We start from the raw sequence: 17581 nt of genomic DNA on the forward strand, positions 1-17581 counted from the left end.
CGCCTTGTTTCATCCAAAAAATACATCGCCCGCGGCGATGCGGTGGACCACGCCTGCGCCCATATCGAGCATCAGCCGGCCTTCTTCATCTATGCCCTCGAACCGTCCGGAAAGCGAGCGATCCGGCAGGTTGACCGTGATCTTCTGGCCTATACCGCCCGCTGCGGACCGCCATTGGCTAATGATCTCGGCTATGCCCTGCCCGCTATTCCAGACATTCAATACATCGCCCATGCTGCGAAACAGATGGGCAAACAATTCGTCCGGTGAAGCTGCTGCCCCTTCCGCCTGCAGGCTCGTCACGGGATAGAGTCCATGATCGGGCGCCCGCGCGACATTGATGCCGCAACCGATGACCAGCGCGTGCCTGCCGTCAGGCAACCCCTCGCCTTCGAGCAGAATGCCGCAGCACTTCTTGCCGGCAATCAGGATGTCGTTCGGCCATTTGATCGATATGGGGTTGGATCCCGGCGGCATAACCGCCTGGATCGCTCGATGCACCGCGACGGCGACCGCGAGCGGAAGCGAATGAAGCTTGTCCATCGGCGCCGGGTCGATCAAAAGCAGCGAGGCATAGAGATTGCCCGGTTCCGAAGCCCAGGCCCGTCCACGCCGCCCCCGTCCTTCGAGCTGCCGTGTTGCGGTGATCCAGTGAAGTCCCGGATCACCCGCGCGGGCGCGGATCAGGCATTCGGTGTTCGTCGATCCGACATCGCCAAGCGCGGTATGGCGGAAGTCATCGAGCGAGATCCTGCCGATCCGGTCCCTCCTGATCAAAAGAAGGTCCGCGCAGCAACTTCGGCCGCCGTACCGATCGGTCCGCCGATCAGCACATAGGCAGCCACGAACAGACCTGAGAGACCGTAGACGAGCCGCAGCACGCCGGAGGGACGCGCAAACTCGCCCTTGGCATCATCGAACCACATCAGCTTGATGACCCGCAGATAATAGTAGGCACCCACGACCGAAGCCAGAACGCCGATGATCGCCAGTGCATAAAGTTGCGCCTCGATCGCCGCCATGAACACGAAATATTTGGCGAAGAAGCCTGCCAGCGGCGGAATGCCGGCCAGCGAGAACATCATCACCGTCAATACCGTCGCCATGAGAGGATTGGTTTGCGACAGGCCGGCGAGGTCATCGACGCCTTCGACGTGCTCGCCATCCTTGCGGCGCATCGACAGGATGCAGGCAAAGGTGCCAAGCGTCATGACCATATAGACCAGCATATAGATCAGCACACCGCGCACACCGGCCATGGAACCGCTGGCAAGACCGACCAGCGCGTAGCCCATATGGCCGATCGAGGAATAAGCCATCAGTCGCTTGATGTTCTTCTGGCCGATCGCCGCAAATGCGCCGAGCAGCATCGAGGCGATCGAGATGAAGACGACGATCTGCTGCCAATCGGCGACGATCGGCTGGAATGGCGTGATCACCAGACGGATGAGCATCGCCATCGCTGCAACCTTTGGCGCCGCGGCGAAGAACGCCGTTACCGGCGTCGGCGCGCCTTCGTAGACATCCGGCGTCCACATGTGGAACGGAACGGCCGAGATCTTGAAGGCGACGCCGGCGAGAATGAAGACGAGCCCGAAAACCAGACCGAGCGAACGGCCTTCGGCCGACAGAGCAGACGCGATAGCTTCGAAGCCGGTATGGCCGGTGAATCCGTAAACCAGCGACATGCCGTAGAGCAGCATGCCCGATGACAGGGCGCCGAGAACGAAATATTTGAGGCCCGCTTCGGTCGAGCGGAGATTGTCGCGGTGCATGGCAGCGACGACATAGAGCGACAGCGACTGCAGCTCGAGCGCGAGATAGACGGAGATGAGGTCGTTGGCCGAAATCATCAGCAGCATGCCGAGCGTCGCCAGCACCACCAGCACCGGGAACTCGAAGCGGTCGATACCGGCCGAGCGCGCCTCGCCCGCCGACATGACCAGTGTAACCAGGGAACCGGCCAGCGTCAGCACCTTCATGAAGCGGGCGAACGGATCAGAGAGGAACACGCCGCCATAGGCCTGACCGTCGCCGGTCTGCCAGATCAGCCAGGCCCCCGAAACGGCAAGCAGGCCGACCGCAAGGCCGGTGACCAGTCCGAACGATTTCTCGCCCGAGAAGACACCGATCATCAACAGGATCATGGCGCCGGCCGCAAGGATCAGCTCCGGCGTCGACAGGTGCAGGCTAGCGAGGAATGTTTCAGCAGTCATTTCAATCCCGTCCTGTCGTCATTTCGCCGAAAGCGCAACGTCTTGCGCGGCCTGCACGGCGGCAGTGTAGTTGTTCACGAGGAGATCCACCGAGGCTGCCGTCGCATCGAACACCGGAGCCGGATAGACGCCGAAGAAGATGGTCAGCACGACCAGCGGATAAAGAATGGCCTTCTCGCGGCCCGAGAGGTCCAGCAGCAACTTCAGGCTGTCCTTCTCGAGTGCACCGAAGATCACGCGGCGGTAAAGCCAGAGCGCGTAGCAGGCCGAGAGAATGACGCCGCTCGTTGCGAAGAAGGCAACCCAGGTGTTTGCCCGGAAAGCACCGAGCAGCGTGGTGATTTCGCCAACGAAGCCGGAGGTGCCGGGAAGGCCGACATTGGCCATGGTGAAGACCATGAAGGCGACCGCATATTTCGGCATGTTGTTGACAAGGCCGCCATAGGCGCTGATCTCGCGGGTGTGGGTGCGGTCATAGACAACGCCGACGCAAAGGAAGAGCGCGCCCGAGACGATGCCGTGCGACAGCATCTGGAAGATCGCGCCCTGTACGCCTTGCGTATTCGCGGCGAAAATCCCCATGGTGACGTAGCCCATATGGGCGACCGACGAATAGGCGATCAGTTTCTTGATGTCGGACTGCATCATCGCGACCAGCGAGGTGTAGATGATGGCGACGATCGACAGCGAGAAGACCATGGGCGCAAAATATTCCGACGCCAGCGGGAACATCGGCAGCGAGAAGCGCAGGAAGCCGTAACCGCCGAGCTTCAAGAGGATGCCCGCCAGGATGACCGAGCCTGCCGTCGGCGCCTGGACGTGCGCATCGGGAAGCCAGGTATGAACCGGCCACATCGGCATCTTCACGGCGAAGGAGGCGAAGAAGGCGAGCCATAGCCAGGTCTGCATCTGGCGCGGGAAGTTGTAGGCAAGCAGTTCCGTAATATCGGTCGTGCCGGCTTGCCAGTACATCGCCATGATGGCGAGCAGCATCAGCACCGAGCCGAGCAGCGTATAGAGGAAGAACTTGTAGGACGCGTAGACGCGATCCCTGCCGCCCCAGACGCCGATAATGATGAACATCGGGATCAGGCCGGCTTCGAAGAACACGTAAAACAGCACGATATCGAGCGAGACAAAGACGCCGACCATGAACACTTCCAGAAGCAGGAAGGCGATCATGTACGCCTTCAGGCGCTTCTCGATGGTCACCCAACTCGCCAGCACGCAGAAGGGCATCAGGAAGGCCGACAGCACGACGAAGAGCACCGAAATGCCGTCTACGCCGAGATAATAGGAGATGCCCGTACCGAGCCAGGCATGCTTCTCGATCATCTGGAAGCCCGGGTTGGTGTAGTCGAAGCTCCACCAGACCCAGAGCGACAGGATGAATGTCGCGATCGTCGTCAGAAGCGAGATATTCAGGATATTGCGGCGACCGGAGGCGCTGTCTTCACGCATGAGGAGCAGAAGAGCAACGCCGGCCAAAGGCAGGAAGGTGACCGCGGAAAGAATGGGCCAATCGGTCATCAGAAGGAGCTCCCGAGCATCATCCAGGTAACGAGCGCCGCAATGCCGATCAGCATCGCGAAAGCATAGTGATAGAGGTAGCCGGTCTGCAGGCGAACGACCCGGTCGGTGACGTCCATGACGCGGGCGGCGATGCCGTTCGGGCCAAAGCCGTCGATGACCCGGCCGTCGCCTTCCTTCCAGAGGAAGGTGCCAAGACGCTTGGCCGGACGCACGAACAGGAAGTCATAGATTTCGTCGAAATACCACTTGTTGAGCAGGAACTGGTAGAGGACGCGATGCTGATTGGCCAGGTACTTCGGCGTTTCAGGCGAGCGAATGTACATGTACCAAGCTGTGATCAGGCCGAGTGCCATGGCGCAGAACGGGCTCCATTTCACCCAGAGCGGAACATGGTGATATTCCTCGAGCAGCTCGTTCTCCGGCAGCGTGAACAGCGAGCCCTGCCAGAATTCGGCATAGTGATGGCCGAAGAAATAATCATGGAACAGGAAGCCGGCGAGAAGCGCGCCGGCGCCGAGAAGGTAGAGCGGCACCAGCATGACCTGCGGCGATTCATGGACGTGGTGCATGACTTCATGGGAAGCGCGCGGCCTGCCGTGGAAGGTCATGAAGGTCAGGCGCCAGGAATAGAAGCTCGTGAACAGCGCGGCGAGCACCAGCAGCGAGAAAGCGAAACCGGAGAGCACGCTGTGTGAGGCGAAGGTCGATTCGATGATCGCGTCCTTCGAGAAGAAGCCTGCCGTACCGATGACCGTGCCTGGGATACCGACCCCCGTCAGCGCAATCGTGCCGATGAACATCGTCCAATAGGTCAGGGGAATGTGCTTGCGCAGGCCGCCCATGAACCGCATGTCCTGTTCACCGTCGACGGCATGGATGACCGAGCCGGCGCCAAGGAACAGAAGCGCCTTGAAGAAGGCATGCGTGAACAGGTGGAAGATACCAGCACCATAGGCACCGACGCCGAGCGCCACGAACATGTAGCCGAGCTGCGAACAGGTCGAATAGGCGATGACGCGTTTGATGTCGTTCTGCACGAGGCCGACGGTGGCTGCGAAGAAGGCCGTGATCGCGCCGATCAGGACGACGACCGTGCGGGCATCCTCGGTCAGTTCGAACAACGGTGACATACGGGCAACGAGGAAGACGCCGGCGGTGACCATGGTTGCGGCATGGATGAGCGCCGACACAGGGGTCGGGCCTTCCATCGCGTCCGGCAGCCAGGTGTGCAGCAGGAACTGCGCCGACTTGCCCATCGCGCCCATGAAGAGCAGCAGGCAGATGGCAGTGACAGCATGCGCCTTGTCGAGATGCATGCCGAAAAGGTTGATGACGGCTTCGCCGCCTTCAGCGGCCCCCTCGGCCGGCAGATAGCTGGCAGCGGCCGCAAAGATCGTTTCGAAATTGACCGAGCCGAACAGAACGAAGACACCGCAGATGCCGAGCGCAAAGCCGAAGTCGCCAACGCGGTTGACGACGAAGGCCTTGATAGCCGCGGCGTTCGCCGAAGGCTTCTTGTACCAGAAGCCGATCAGCAGATAGGACGCGAGACCCACGCCTTCCCAGCCGAAGAACATCTGCACCAGATTGTCGGAGGTGATCAGCATCAGCATCGCGAAGGTGAACAGCGACAGGTAGGCGAAGAAGCGCGGCCGGTTTGGATCGTGGTGCATGTAGCCGATCGAGTAGATATGCACCAGGCTCGACACCGTGTTGACAACGACGAACATCACGGCCGTCAGCGTATCGACGCGGAAAGCCCACTCGGCGTCGAAACTGCCGGACTGGATCCAGCGCATCACCTGGACCTTGATCATCTCCGTCTCGCCAAGCGCGACGTTGAAGAAGACGAACCACGACAGCACGACGACGATGACCATGAAGCCGCTGGTGACATATTCCGACGCCTTGGCACCAATCGAAGTGCCGAACAGGCCGGCGATCAGGAAGCCGATCAGCGGCAGGAAGACGATGGCTTGAATAATCGTATTCATTCCCAGCTCAGCCCTTCATCATGTTGACGTCTTCGACGGCGATCGAGCCGCGGTTGCGGTAGAAGACGACGAGAATTGCAAGACCGATCGCGGCTTCCGCGGCTGCGACGGTCAGAATGAACAAGGCGAACACCTGGCCGGTGATGTCGTTCAGGAACGACGAGAAGGCAACCATATTGATGTTCACCGCAAGCAGGAGGAGTTCCACCGACATCAGGATGATGATGACGTTCTTCCGGTTGAGGAAGATGCCGAAGACGCCGAGTGTAAACAGGACGGCGCTAACGGTCAGATAGTGGGAAATACCTATTTCCATGATGATTGTTCCTTGACCCCGCCCGCCTTAAAGACCTTGTCCCGACTTCACCTTGACCACTTCGACAGCGGTCTTCGGCGAACGGGCAACCTGTGTGGGAATATCCTGGCGCTTGATGTGTTCGCGATGGCGCAGCGTCAGCACGATGGCACCGATCATCGCGACCAAAAGAACCAGGCCAGCGATCTGGAAGAAGTAGACATAGTGCGTGTAGAGCACGTCACCGAGTGCTGCCGTGTTGGTTCGCTCCGTAACGGCCGGGATCGGCATCGAAATTGACTTGGCGATCTCCGGCGAGAGCGTGCTACCGCCGACCACGATGATCAGCTCGGCCGCGAGCACAAGGCCGATCAGCGCCCCAACCGGCGCATAGTCAAGCACCCCTGCCCTCAATTCGGCGAAATCGATGTCGAGCATCATCACCACAAAGAGGAAGAGAACCGCAACCGCGCCGATATAGACGACCAGCAGGATCATCGCGAGGAACTCAGCGCCTGTCAGAAGGAACAGACCGGCCGAGTTGAAGAACGTCAGGATCAGGAACAGCACGGAATAAACCGGATTCCGCGCGGAAATGACCATGAACGCCGACGCAACCGCGACGAATGAAAAAAGATAGAAAAAAAGAGCCTGCAGACCCATGATCGGTGCCTTTTTCGTCTTCCCAAGGCAGGCATGACCGGCAGGCCACCCTTCCCACTGGCGGACCGGTCTTCCGGCCACGCCCAAAATCTCGTTTACGCCTGCCCGGCAAGGCAGGGCGCAGTTCCATCGAACGGTCTCAGCGGTAAGGCGAGTCCATTGCGATGTTGCGGGCGATTTCCCGTTCCCAACGGTCGCCGTTGGAAAGCAGGCGCTCCTTGTCGTAGTAGAGCTCCTCGCGCGTCTCGGTGGCGAACTCAAAGTTCGGACCTTCGACGATCGCGTCCACCGGACAGGCTTCCTGGCAGAAACCGCAATAGATGCATTTCACCATGTCGATGTCGTAGCGGACCGTGCGGCGCGTGCCATCGTTGCGGCGCGGGCCGGCTTCGATGGTGATCGCCTGGGCAGGACAGATCGCCTCGCACAGCTTGCAGGCAATGCAGCGCTCTTCGCCGTTCGGATAGCGGCGCAACGCATGCTCTCCGCGGAACCTCGGGCTGACCGGCCCCTTTTCGAACGGATAGTTCAGCGTCGACTTCGGCGCGAAGAAATAGCGCATCGACAGGAAGAACGCGCCGACGAATTCCTTGAGGAACAGCGAACTGACGGCTTGCGACAGACTTGCCATCATCAACCTCCAAACATGCCGGCCTGGGAGGCGCCGGCCAATTTTGCGAAACGGGAAACGGACATCAGGCCCACACCACCAGTTTCAGCGTGACTGCAACAATGAAGACCATGGCGAGCGACAGCGGCAGGAAGACCTTCCAGCCAAGGCGCATCAACTGGTCGTAGCGGTAGCGCGGCACGAAAGCCTTCACCATGGCGAACATGAAGAACACCATCGAAGCCTTCAGGACGAACCAGACGATGCCGGGAACCCAATTGAAGAACCAGACATCGACCGGAGGCAGCCAGCCGCCGAGGAACAGGATCGTCGTCAGCGCGCACATCAGGCAGATGGCCGCATATTCGCCGAGCATGAACATCATGTAGGGGGTCGAGCCATATTCGACCATGAAGCCGGCGACCAGTTCCGATTCCGCTTCGACGAGGTCGAAGGGCGGACGGTTGGTTTCAGCCAGCGCCGAGATGAAGAAGACGATGAACATCGGGAACAGCGGCAGCCAGTACCAATCCAGGAAGGAACCTGGCAGCCCGATCATCGTGCCGAGGCCGTCACGCTGCGAATCGACGATATCCGTCAGATTCAGCGAGCCGGCGCAAAGCAACACGGTGACGATCACGAAACCGATCGAGACTTCATAGGAGACCATCTGCGCTGCCGAGCGCAGCGCGCTGAGGAACGGATATTTCGAGTTCGATGCCCAACCGCCAATGATGACGCCGTAGACTTCAAGTGACGATATGGCGAACACATAGAGGATGCCGACATTGATATTTGCCATCACCCAGTTGGCATTGAGCGGAATGACGGCCCAGGCCGCCAGCGCCAGAGTGACGGAGACCAGCGGCGCCAGCAGGAAGAGCACCTTGTTCGAGCCTGACGGGATGACCGGTTCCTTGAAGACGAACTTCAAAAGATCGGCGAAGGACTGGAAAAGTCCCCAGGGGCCGACCACATTCGGTCCACGGCGCATCTGCACCGCGGCCCAGATCTTGCGGTCGGCGAGCAGAACATAGGCAATGAAGATCAGGAGAGCGACCAGAAGCAGAAGCGACTGGGCGATCATGAGGGCCGTCGGCCACACATAGGTCGAAATGAAAGCGTCCATTTTCGTCTTATTCCCTCGCGCTCATTCCGCCGCAGCTTTGAAGTTGTTGCGTGCCAAAGCCGAACATTCGGCCATGACGGCGGATGCGCGTGCTATCGGGTTCGTCAAATAGAAGTCTTTGACCGGAGACGCAAACACCGATTTGGCCATCTCACCGGCTTTTTGCCCAAGTGCGGCAATTTCACCGCTGGCGCCCGGAGCGATGACGTCGACCTCGGCGAAATGCGGATGAGCAGCATAAAGCTTTGCGCGCAATTCGCTCAGCGAATCAAACGGCAGGCGTTTGCCGAGCACATCCGACAGCGCGCGGATGATGGCCCAGTCCTCGCGGGCATCGCCCGGCGCGAAACCGGCGCGGTTGCCCATCTGGACGCGGCCTTCGGTATTCACCCAGGTTCCGGATTTTTCGGTATAGGTCGCAGCCGGCAGGATCACGTCGGCACCATGCGCGCCTTCGTCGCCGTGCGAACCGATATAGACGGTGAAGCCGGCGGTCTTGGCCGAGAAATCCATCTCATCGGCGCCGAGCAGGAAGAGCACGTCCATAGCAGTCAGCATCTCGGCTGCTGTCTTGCCCCCCTCGCCCGGCACGAAGCCGAGATCGAGGCCACCGACACGGGCGGCTGCCGTGTGCAGAACGGCAAACCCGTTCCAGTCGGCGGTGACCGCACCAATGGCGCCTGCGAGCTTGGCAGCTGCGGCGAGGACCGACGCACCGTTGCCACCCGAAATCGCACCCTGACCGACGATGATCATCGGGCGCTGCGCCTTCTTCAAGACGCTCAGGAACTTGCCCTTGCCGCCGACCAGTTCGGCCAGCGTATCGGTGCCGGCGCCCAGATATTCGTAAGAGTACCGCAGCTCGCTCTGCTCGCCGATCACGCCGATCGGGAAATTGGCCATGCGGAACCGCTTGCGGATGCGGGCGTTCAGAACCGAGGCCTCGAAGCGCGGGTTCGAGCCGATGATCAACAGCGCGTCGGCGCTTTCAATGCCCTGGATCGTCGGATTGAAAATGTAGCTTGAACGGCCGAACGACGGATCGAGCGCTGCGCCATCCTGGCGGCAGTCGATGTTCTTCGAGCCGAGCGACGAGATCAATTCCTTCAGCGCGTACATTTCCTCGACGGAGGCCAGATCGCCGGCGATCGCGCCGATCCTGTCGCCGCTCGTCCTCGCAACTGCCGACTTGATCGCGGCAAAGGCCTCGTTCCAGGTCGCAGGCTGCAGGCGGCCGTCCTTCTTCACGTAAGGGCGGTCGAGGCGCTGGGTCTTCAGGCCATCCCAGATGAAGCGGGTCTTGTCGGAAATCCACTCTTCGTTGATCTCCTCGTTGACGCGCGGCATGACACGCATCACTTCGCGGCCGCGCGTATCGACGCGGATCGCAGAACCGACGGCGTCCATGACGTCGATCGATTCGGTCTTGCCGAGTTCCCACGGACGGGCATTGAAGGCGTAGGGCTTTGAGGTCAGCGCGCCAACCGGGCAGAGGTCGACGACGTTGCCCTGCAACTCCGAGGTCATCGCCTGCTCGAGATAGGTGGTGATCTCGGCATCCTCGCCTCGGCCGATCAGGCCGAGTTCGGCGATACCGGCAACTTCAGTGGTAAAGCGGACGCAGCGCGTGCAGTGGATGCAACGGTTCATCACGGTCTTGACCAGCGGGCCGATATACTTGTCTTCGACGGCGCGCTTGTTCTCGTTGTAGCGGGTCGAATCGACGCCGAAGGCCATGGCCTGGTCCTGCAGGTCGCACTCGCCGCCCTGATCGCAGATCGGGCAGTCGAGCGGATGGTTGATCAGCAGGAATTCCATGACGCCTTCGCGGGCCTTCTTGACCATCGGCGTGGTCGTGAAGACTTCCGGCGCTTCGCCGTTCGGGCCGGGACGCAGATCGCGCACGCCCATGGCGCAGGAGGCTGCCGGTTTCGGTGGCCCACCCTTCACTTCGATCAGACACATACGGCAGTTTCCGGCGACCGACAGCCGCTCATGAAAACAGAAGCGCGGAACCTCGGCGCCGGCTTCTTCACACGCTTGCAACAGCGTGAAATGATCCGGGACCTCGATCTCTTTTCCGTCAACTTTCAGCTTCGCCATCTTCGCACTCAATCCTGTCGTTCATTCGCCGGCCAAAGCGGCGAACAGAAATTATAAAGGCACGCTAACCTCTTGAACGGAAACCGTCTTCGATTGCCGTTCGAAACTCAATCTCAACCCTTCATCAGGGCCTTCGCCTGCTCGATCCAGCGATCCCGCGCGATGCGCCCGCCAAAACCGAGCTGCGCGTCGAAACGCTGCACATCTTTTTCGCTCCACGACGCCACGTCGGCGTAACGCCGGATACCCATGCCGTTCAGCACCTGTTCCAGCTTCGGACCGATGCCCGAAATCTGCTTCAGGTCGTCGGCCTGCGTTTCGACTATGTGCGCCGCAGCCTTCTGCCGTTTCGGTTTTTCAACCTTCACGGGCGTCTTGACAACCGGCTCTTGACTGACCGGCCTCGCGGCGACTGGCGTCGCGGAATCCGGCGCCTTCGCCACGGGCGCTGTTTCCCTTACCGCCGCCGTATCCACGACCACGGCAGCGCTTGCCACCGGTTCTGCGGGACCCTGCGCCGCTTTTTCATCTGCGACGGCCGTTTTCTGCGTCGTCCCGGCTACGCTCTGCATCGCGCCGAACATCAAGCCGGCAAAGTGACTGGTCATGCCGAGACCGATCGCAGTTGCCGCCGCCATCGCTGCTGCCTGCTGCTGCATCAGCGGATGCAGCGGCACCTTCGGCATGTCCTTCAACCATGCGGCCATGCCGAACGGATCGCCACCGACCGGGGAATTCGCCGTAGGACCGGCATTTCCTGCCCACATTCCCTTGCCTGCTTCCTGTTCCGGCCTGGTCATATCGCTTACTCCGCTGCTTGCAGCACCGCCCCATGCGATGTCGAATTCCGCGTGTATTCGTCGATGCGCTTTTCCATTTCCGGACGGAAATTGCGGATCAAACCCTGGATCGGCCATGCGGCCGCGTCTCCGAGCGCGCAGATCGTGTGACCTTCGACCTGCTTCGTCACGTCGAACAGCATGTCGATTTCGCGCTTCTGGGCGCGGCCCTGAACCATGCGCTCCATGACGCGCATCATCCAGCCGGTACCTTCGCGACACGGCGTGCACTGGCCGCAGCTCTCGTGCTTGTAGAATGCAGCCAGCCGCCAGATCGCTTTGATGATATCGGTCGAGCGGTCCATGACGATGACGGCAGCCGTTCCGAAGGACGACTTGACGTCGCGCATGCCGTCGAAATCCATCGGCGCGTCCATGATGTCTTCGGCCTTGACCACCGGACAGGACGAACCGCCCGGAATGACCGCCAGGAGATTGTCCCAGCCGCCGCGGATGCCGCCGCAATGGCGCTCGATCATCTCGCGGAACGGCACACCCATCGCATCTTCGAAGGTGCACGGCCTGTTGACGTGGCCGGACACCATGAACAGCTTCGTGCCGACATTGTTCGGACGGCCGATCGCCGAGAACCAGCCGGCGCCGCGGCGCAGGATCGTCGGCGCGACAGCGATCGATTCAACGTTGTTGACGGTGGTCGGGCAGCCGTAGAGGCCCATATTGGCCGGGAACGGCGGCTTCAGGCGCGGCTGGCCCTTCTTGCCTTCGAGGCTTTCGAGCAGCGCCGTTTCTTCACCGCAAATATAGGCGCCGGCGCCGTGATGGACGTAGATGTCCATGTCCCAGCCGTGCTTGTTGTTGGTGCCGAGAAGGCCAGCGTCGTAGCATTCATCGATCGCCGCCTGCAGCGCCTCGCGTTCGCGGATATATTCGCCGCGAACATAGATATAGGCGGCATGCGCGCCCATGGCGAAGCTCGCGATCAGGCAGCCTTCGATCAGCGTATGCGGATCGTGGCGCATGATGTCACGGTCCTTGCAGGTGCCTGGCTCGGACTCGTCGGCATTGACGACCAGGTAATGCGGCCGGCCGTCGCTTTCCTTCGGCATGAAGGACCATTTGAGACCCGTCGGGAAGCCGGCGCCGCCACGACCGCGAAGACCGGACGCCTTCATCTCGTTGATGATCCAGTCGCGGCCCTTTTCGAGGATCTGCTTGGTGCCATCCCAATGGCCACGGCTCATGGCGCCCTTCAGCGACTTGTCGTGAATGCCGTAGATATTGGTAAAAATGCGATCTTTATCGTCGAGCATGGTTCACCTAACTTATCGCGGCTTCTTGCCGAAGACTTTGATGTATTCGGCTTCGCCGCCCTTGGCCAGCGCCTTGGCTTGCTTGACCCAGTCGTCACGGTCGATGCGGCCCTTGAAATTCAGATAGCCGTCGACCCATTCGCGCTCGGCCTTCTTCCAGCCCGCAACCTGCGCGTAGGTGAAAATCCCGAGTTCATGCAGGGTACCTTCGATCTTCTGACCAACGCCCGAAATCAGCTTCAGGTCATCCGGGGTGGCCGGTTTCTCGATGCCGGCCGGGCGGTTCTTGTCCTGAAGCGACAGCTTTGGAGCTTTAGCAGCAGGGCCGCCTTCGGCTTTGGTTTCCCCGGCAACCTTGTTGTTCGCCGCCGATTCCGCCTTTGCGGTCGCCGGCGTCTTCAAGGTTGGATCGGTCTCCGGCGCAGCGGTCTTCACCCTTGCGGCATTGGACGGCGGTACGCTGACGGCGGGCTCGGCGCTCACCTTTTTCACGCGTGGCGTAGCCGGTTTCTTTTCCGGTGTCAGCAGCGTCGTCGGACCGCCGACAGGTGCCGAGAAGATGCGGTCGATCTGCGGCCCCGGCTTAACGTCGGACCCCTTGCCTGCGTCGAATCGGTCGATGATATATTCCAGTTGCGGAACCGTGAGGTCTTCGTAGGTATCCTTGAAGATCATCACCATCGGCGCGTTCACGCAGGTGCCCTGACACTCCACCTCTTCCCAGGACAGCGTGCCCGCCAAATTCGGCGTCAGCGGCTCGGGGTGGATGCGCTTCTTGCATAGATTGATCAGATCCTCGGAGCCGCGCAGCATGCAGGGCGTCGTGCCGCAGACCTGGACGTGGGCGCGCGTACCGACCGGCTTCAGCTGGAACTGGGTGTAGAAGGTGGCGACTTCAAGCACACGGATATAGGGCATGCCGAGCATGTCGGCGACGCTTTCGATTGCCGCCTTGGTCACCCAGCCATCTTGCTCTTGCGCCCGCATCAACAGCGGAATGACCGCGGATTGCTCGCGGCCTTTCGGGTATTTCTTGATCGTTGCCTTGGCCCAGACAGCATTGTCCTTGCTGAAGGCAAAGCTCGCTGGCTGGACATTTTCCTCGGCTAGTCGACGAACGGACATTCTTCCCGCACCTTATCAGTTAATCGAACCGCACCGCGACTTCGTCAGGGAGACGAACTCGCAGGCATAGGCTGACTGGTCTTTCTGCAAAAATACAATATAGCGCGTGCCGTTCGGCACTGCGGCCCTGATCTCGTAGCCTTGGCTCAGGAGCTTGCCCATGCCGCTGCCCGACGAACTGCTCATGCTCGGATCGCCGGTGTCGGTCGCAGTTTCCTGCGCGAACGCCGGCGCCGCCGCAAGCAGCGATCCGCAAAGCATCAGGGTGCTCAGACGCATCAACGGTCTACCTCGCCGAACACAATATCGAGCGAGCCCAGAATGGCCGATACGTCGGCCAGCTGGTGGCCACGACAGATGTAGTCCATCGCCTGCAGATGCGCGTAACCCGGGGCGCGGATCTTGCAGCGATAGGGCTTGTTGGAGCCGTCGGAGACGAGATAGACGCCAAATTCGCCCTTCGGCGCTTCGACGGCCGCGTAAACCTCGCCCTCCGGCACATGATAGCCTTCGGTGTAGAGCTTGAAATGATGGATCAGCGCTTCCATCGAGCGCTTCATCTCGCCACGCTTCGGCGGCACGATCTTGCCGTCGAGCGACGAAATCGGCCCGATCTTGGCATCGCCGAGCAGTCGATCGACGCACTGGCGCATGATCTTGGCCGCTTCGCGCATCTCGATCATGCGGATCAGGTAGCGGTCGTAGCAGTCACCGTTCTTGCCGATCGGGATGTCGAAATCCATGTCGGCATAGCACTCGTAAGGCTGCGCCTTGCGTAGGTCCCATGCGGCACCCGAACCGCGCACCATGACGCCGGAAAAACCCCAGGCCCAGGCATCGTCGAGCGTCACCACGCCGATGTCGACGTTGCGTTGCTTGAAGATGCGGTTGCCGGTCAAAAGCTCATCAATATCGTCGACGGTCTTCAGGAACGGATCGATCCACTTGCCGATGTCTTCCACCAGTTCATGCGGCAAGTCCTGATGAACGCCGCCCGGACGGAAATAGGCCGAGTGCATGCGCGCGCCGCAGGCTCGCTCATAAAAGACCATCAGCTTTTCGCGCTCTTCGAAGCCCCAGAGCGGCGGCGTCAGCGCGCCGACGTCCATGGCCTGCGTCGTGACGTTCAGAAGGTGCGACAGGATACGGCCGATTTCCGAATAGAGAACGCGGATCAGCTGGCCGCGGATCGGCACTTCCGTTCCGGTCAATTTCTCAACCGCCAGCGCAAAGGCATGCTCCTGGTTCATCGGCGCGACATAGTCGAGCCGGTCGAAATAGGGCACGGCCTGCAGATAGGTCTTGGTTTCAATCAGCTTCTCGGTACCGCGGTGAAGCAGGCCGATATGCGGATCGACGCGCTCGACGATTTCGCCGTCGAGCTCCAGCACGAGACGCAGCACGCCGTGCGCCGCCGGATGCTGCGGGCCGAAATTGATGTTGAAATTCCGGACGTTATGTTCGTTCATGCCGCTTGCTCCGAGCCGAAGCGCCTACGCAATAGCGTCGGCGTCGGCCTTCGTTGTTCTTACTGCTTCGCCTTTTCATCACCCGGCAGAACGTAGTCCGTTCCTTCCCAGGGCGACGTGAAGTCGAAGTTTCGGAATTCCTGCTTCAGTTCCACCGGCTCGTAGACAACCCGCTTGGCTTCGTCGTCGTAGCGCACTTCGACGAAACCGGTCGTCGGGAAGTCCTTGCGCAGCGGATACCCCTCAAAACCGTAGTCGGTCAGAATGCGGCGCAGATCCGGGTGGCCGGTGAAGAGGATGCCGTACATGTCGTAGGCTTCCCGTTCGAACCAGTCGGCGCCCGGATAGACGGCGCAGGCCGACGGTACCGGCTGATCTTCGCCGGTTGCGAGTTTGACGCGGATGCGCAAGTTCTGCTTCGGCGACAGGAGATGATAGACGACATCGAAACGGTCAGGGCGCTGCGGCCAGTCGACGCCGCAGATATCGGTGAAATTGACGAAACCGCAGCGCGCGTCGTCTCGCAGGAAGGTCAAAAGCGCAATCAGGTTGTCCGCGGTCGCCATCAGCGTCAGTTCGCCGAAGCTGATGACAGCATCGGAAATCAACGCGCCGCGGGTCTCGCGGATGTAGGTCGCCAGTCCGTTCAGGGCTTCACTCATGATCAGATCCCCTGCCCTTACCGTTCGATCGTGCCTGTGCGGCGGATCTTCTTCTGCAGCAGCAGCACCCCGTAAAGGAGAGCCTCTGCCGTGGGAGGACAGCCTGGCACATAGATGTCGACCGGCACGACGCGGTCACAGCCGCGCACCACCGAATAGGAATAGTGATAGTAGCCACCGCCATTGGCGCAGGAACCCATGGAGATGACGTAACGCGGCTCGGGCATCTGGTCGTAGACCTTGCGCAGAGCCGGCGCCATCTTGTTTGTGAGCGTGCCGGCGACGATCATGACGTCGGACTGGCGCGGCGAGGCGCGCGGCGCAAAGCCGAAGCGCTCGGCGTCATAACGCGGCATCGACATCTGCATCATTTCGACGGCGCAACAGGCCAGACCGAAGGTCATCCACATCAGCGAACCGGTGCGCGCCCAATTGATCAACTCGTCGGTCGACGTAACCAGAAATCCCTTGTCGGCAAGCTCGTTGTTGATCTCGCCAAAGTATTTGTCATTGCTGCCGATCGGCTTGCCGGTCGAAGGATCGACGATCCCTCTCGCCCTTGGCGCAACGAGCGTGGTGCTGGAGGTCAGTTCCATTCCAGCGCTCCCTTCTTCCATTCATAGATAAAGCCGATGGTGAGCACACCGAGGAAGACCATCATCGACCAGAAACCGAACCAGCCCATTTCCTTGAACGAAACGGCCCAGGGAAACAGGAAGGCCACTTCAAGGTCGAAGATGATGAAGAGAATCGACACGAGATAGAATCGGATGTCGAACTTCATGCGGGCGTCATCGAACGCGTTGAAGCCGCATTCGTAGGCCGACAGCTTTTCATCGTCAGGCGCCTTATAGGCGACGGCGAACGGCGCAATCAGCAGCGCCAGGCCGATGACCAGCGAGATACCGATGAAGATGGCGATCGGAATATAGGAACCGAGAAGGTCTGTCATTGTATCCGTCCCCGCCTGCGAGGCGCGCTGGAGAAGCGCAAAAAACAAAGCCCACAGGTCGAAAAGTATGTTGCAACGCCAAAGTCGTTAGCGCAGCCAGCGCCGCTGTGCAAGCCTCCAGAACGGTTTTCATCCCCTTCGGCGGGCGGAATGAAGACCGGGCAAAAGCTAGCATCTGCGCGAGCCACGCGCAAATCTCGCAAAACCCGCAAGTAGGCAGGCGCCCAGATCGCAATGGCCTCGCGGCACAGCTCCAGAGACATATGGTCGCGCGCGCTAAAATCGATTGAAATCTCACGTTGAAATCAGGAATTTACCCTCCCGTGCAGCCTGCAAGGTACCGCAACAGGGCAGAGCGCCATCCGGGGTTCGCGTGAGTGGAAATGCCTGTGACGACGTCGTGGTCGTAGCGGGCGCTCGCGCGGCGACCGAGGAAGCGGAGACTGAGATATAGACCCGCGGTCATGGCCAGCATCGATTCAACCGGAGAAAACAGAGCCGGAATCGGCGCGGCGGGACTCGATCGCGACGGCCATCGAAGCATACGACGTCAAACCGAAATCAAACACGCGGCAGAGCCGCTTTTGCTGTTTCTCGTTTCGATTTAAAGACAAAAATGGCGCGAGTGACGGGGCTCGAACCCGCGACCTCCGGCGTGACAGGCCGGCACTCTAACCGACTGAGCTACACCCGCGCACTATGGATGGAAAACCCGGATTG

The 17581-nt window shown here is 60.5% G+C and carries 17 protein-coding genes and 1 tRNA gene; all 18 read right to left on the reverse strand.

Annotation, left to right across the window (positions count from 1 at the left end; translation table 11 throughout):
• Positions 1 to 9: 9 nt before the first annotated feature.
• Positions 10 to 774: a biotin--[acetyl-CoA-carboxylase] ligase gene (locus ACSQ2Z_RS13895; protein WP_436083077.1), complete on the reverse strand. Its 765-nt coding sequence runs from the start codon at positions 772 to 774 to the stop codon at positions 10 to 12.
• Entirely contained in the window at positions 774 to 2216 is a 1443-nt protein-coding gene (gene nuoN, locus ACSQ2Z_RS13900) for an NADH-quinone oxidoreductase subunit NuoN (RefSeq protein ID WP_436081727.1), read from the reverse strand. Before nuoN ends, ACSQ2Z_RS13895 begins: the two co-directional genes overlap by 1 nt.
• Before the next feature lie 18 nt (positions 2217 to 2234).
• Entirely contained in the window at positions 2235 to 3746 is a 1512-nt protein-coding gene (locus ACSQ2Z_RS13905; RefSeq protein WP_436081728.1) for an NADH-quinone oxidoreductase subunit M, read from the reverse strand.
• Positions 3746 to 5743: an NADH-quinone oxidoreductase subunit L gene (gene nuoL / locus ACSQ2Z_RS13910; RefSeq protein WP_436081729.1), complete on the reverse strand. Its 1998-nt coding sequence runs from the start codon at positions 5741 to 5743 to the stop codon at positions 3746 to 3748. Before nuoL ends, ACSQ2Z_RS13905 begins: the two co-directional genes overlap by 1 nt.
• Positions 5744 to 5750: 7 nt before the next feature.
• On the reverse strand, positions 5751 to 6059 hold the full coding sequence (gene nuoK, locus ACSQ2Z_RS13915) for an NADH-quinone oxidoreductase subunit NuoK (protein WP_436081730.1): 309 nt from the start codon (positions 6057 to 6059) through the stop codon (positions 5751 to 5753).
• Positions 6060 to 6086: 27 nt separating this feature from the next.
• Positions 6087 to 6701, reverse strand: a complete 615-nt coding sequence (locus ACSQ2Z_RS13920) for an NADH-quinone oxidoreductase subunit J (RefSeq protein ID WP_436083078.1) — start codon at positions 6699 to 6701, stop codon at positions 6087 to 6089.
• Positions 6702 to 6840: 139 nt separating this feature from the next.
• Positions 6841 to 7332 carry an NADH-quinone oxidoreductase subunit NuoI gene (gene nuoI, locus ACSQ2Z_RS13925; protein ID WP_436081731.1) on the reverse strand — a complete coding sequence of 164 codons (492 nt, stop codon included), beginning with the start codon at positions 7330 to 7332 and terminating at the stop codon, positions 6841 to 6843.
• Positions 7333 to 7396: 64 nt separating this feature from the next.
• Entirely contained in the window at positions 7397 to 8440 is a 1044-nt protein-coding gene (nuoH, locus tag ACSQ2Z_RS13930; RefSeq protein WP_436081732.1) for an NADH-quinone oxidoreductase subunit NuoH, read from the reverse strand.
• 21 nt (positions 8441 to 8461) lie between these two features.
• Positions 8462 to 10543, reverse strand: a complete 2082-nt coding sequence (nuoG, locus tag ACSQ2Z_RS13935; RefSeq protein ID WP_436081733.1) for an NADH-quinone oxidoreductase subunit NuoG — start codon at positions 10541 to 10543, stop codon at positions 8462 to 8464.
• Between the two features lie 113 nt (positions 10544 to 10656).
• On the reverse strand, positions 10657 to 11343 hold the full coding sequence (locus ACSQ2Z_RS13940) for an NADH:ubiquinone oxidoreductase (protein ID WP_436081734.1): 687 nt from the start codon (positions 11341 to 11343) through the stop codon (positions 10657 to 10659).
• A 5-nt stretch (positions 11344 to 11348) separates the two neighbouring features.
• On the reverse strand, positions 11349 to 12653 hold the full coding sequence (nuoF, locus tag ACSQ2Z_RS13945) for an NADH-quinone oxidoreductase subunit NuoF (RefSeq protein ID WP_436081735.1): 1305 nt from the start codon (positions 12651 to 12653) through the stop codon (positions 11349 to 11351).
• A 12-nt stretch (positions 12654 to 12665) separates the two neighbouring features.
• A complete protein-coding gene (locus ACSQ2Z_RS13950; protein ID WP_436081736.1) occupies positions 12666 to 13778 on the reverse strand; it encodes an NADH-quinone oxidoreductase subunit E in 1113 nt (370 codons plus the stop codon).
• A 15-nt stretch (positions 13779 to 13793) separates the two neighbouring features.
• Entirely contained in the window at positions 13794 to 14057 is a 264-nt protein-coding gene (locus ACSQ2Z_RS13955; protein WP_436081737.1) for a hypothetical protein, read from the reverse strand.
• Complete coding sequence (locus ACSQ2Z_RS13960; RefSeq protein ID WP_436081738.1) at positions 14057 to 15247, reverse strand: NADH-quinone oxidoreductase subunit D; 1191 nt, start codon at positions 15245 to 15247, stop codon at positions 14057 to 14059. Before ACSQ2Z_RS13960 ends, ACSQ2Z_RS13955 begins: the two co-directional genes overlap by 1 nt.
• Positions 15248 to 15306: 59 nt before the next feature.
• Complete coding sequence (locus tag ACSQ2Z_RS13965; protein WP_436081739.1) at positions 15307 to 15909, reverse strand: NADH-quinone oxidoreductase subunit C; 603 nt, start codon at positions 15907 to 15909, stop codon at positions 15307 to 15309.
• A 17-nt stretch (positions 15910 to 15926) separates the two neighbouring features.
• A complete protein-coding gene (locus tag ACSQ2Z_RS13970) occupies positions 15927 to 16505 on the reverse strand; it encodes a NuoB/complex I 20 kDa subunit family protein (protein WP_436081740.1) in 579 nt (192 codons plus the stop codon).
• On the reverse strand, positions 16496 to 16861 hold the full coding sequence (locus ACSQ2Z_RS13975; protein WP_026203374.1) for an NADH-quinone oxidoreductase subunit A: 366 nt from the start codon (positions 16859 to 16861) through the stop codon (positions 16496 to 16498). Before ACSQ2Z_RS13975 ends, ACSQ2Z_RS13970 begins: the two co-directional genes overlap by 10 nt.
• Positions 16862 to 17478: 617 nt before the next feature.
• Positions 17479 to 17555: transfer RNA gene (locus tag ACSQ2Z_RS13980), tRNA-Asp, on the reverse strand.
• Positions 17556 to 17581: the final 26 nt, after the last annotated feature.

Source organism: Pararhizobium sp. LjRoot235, from assembly GCF_964254145.1.
Taxonomy (GTDB): Bacteria; Pseudomonadota; Alphaproteobacteria; order Rhizobiales; family Rhizobiaceae; genus Pararhizobium.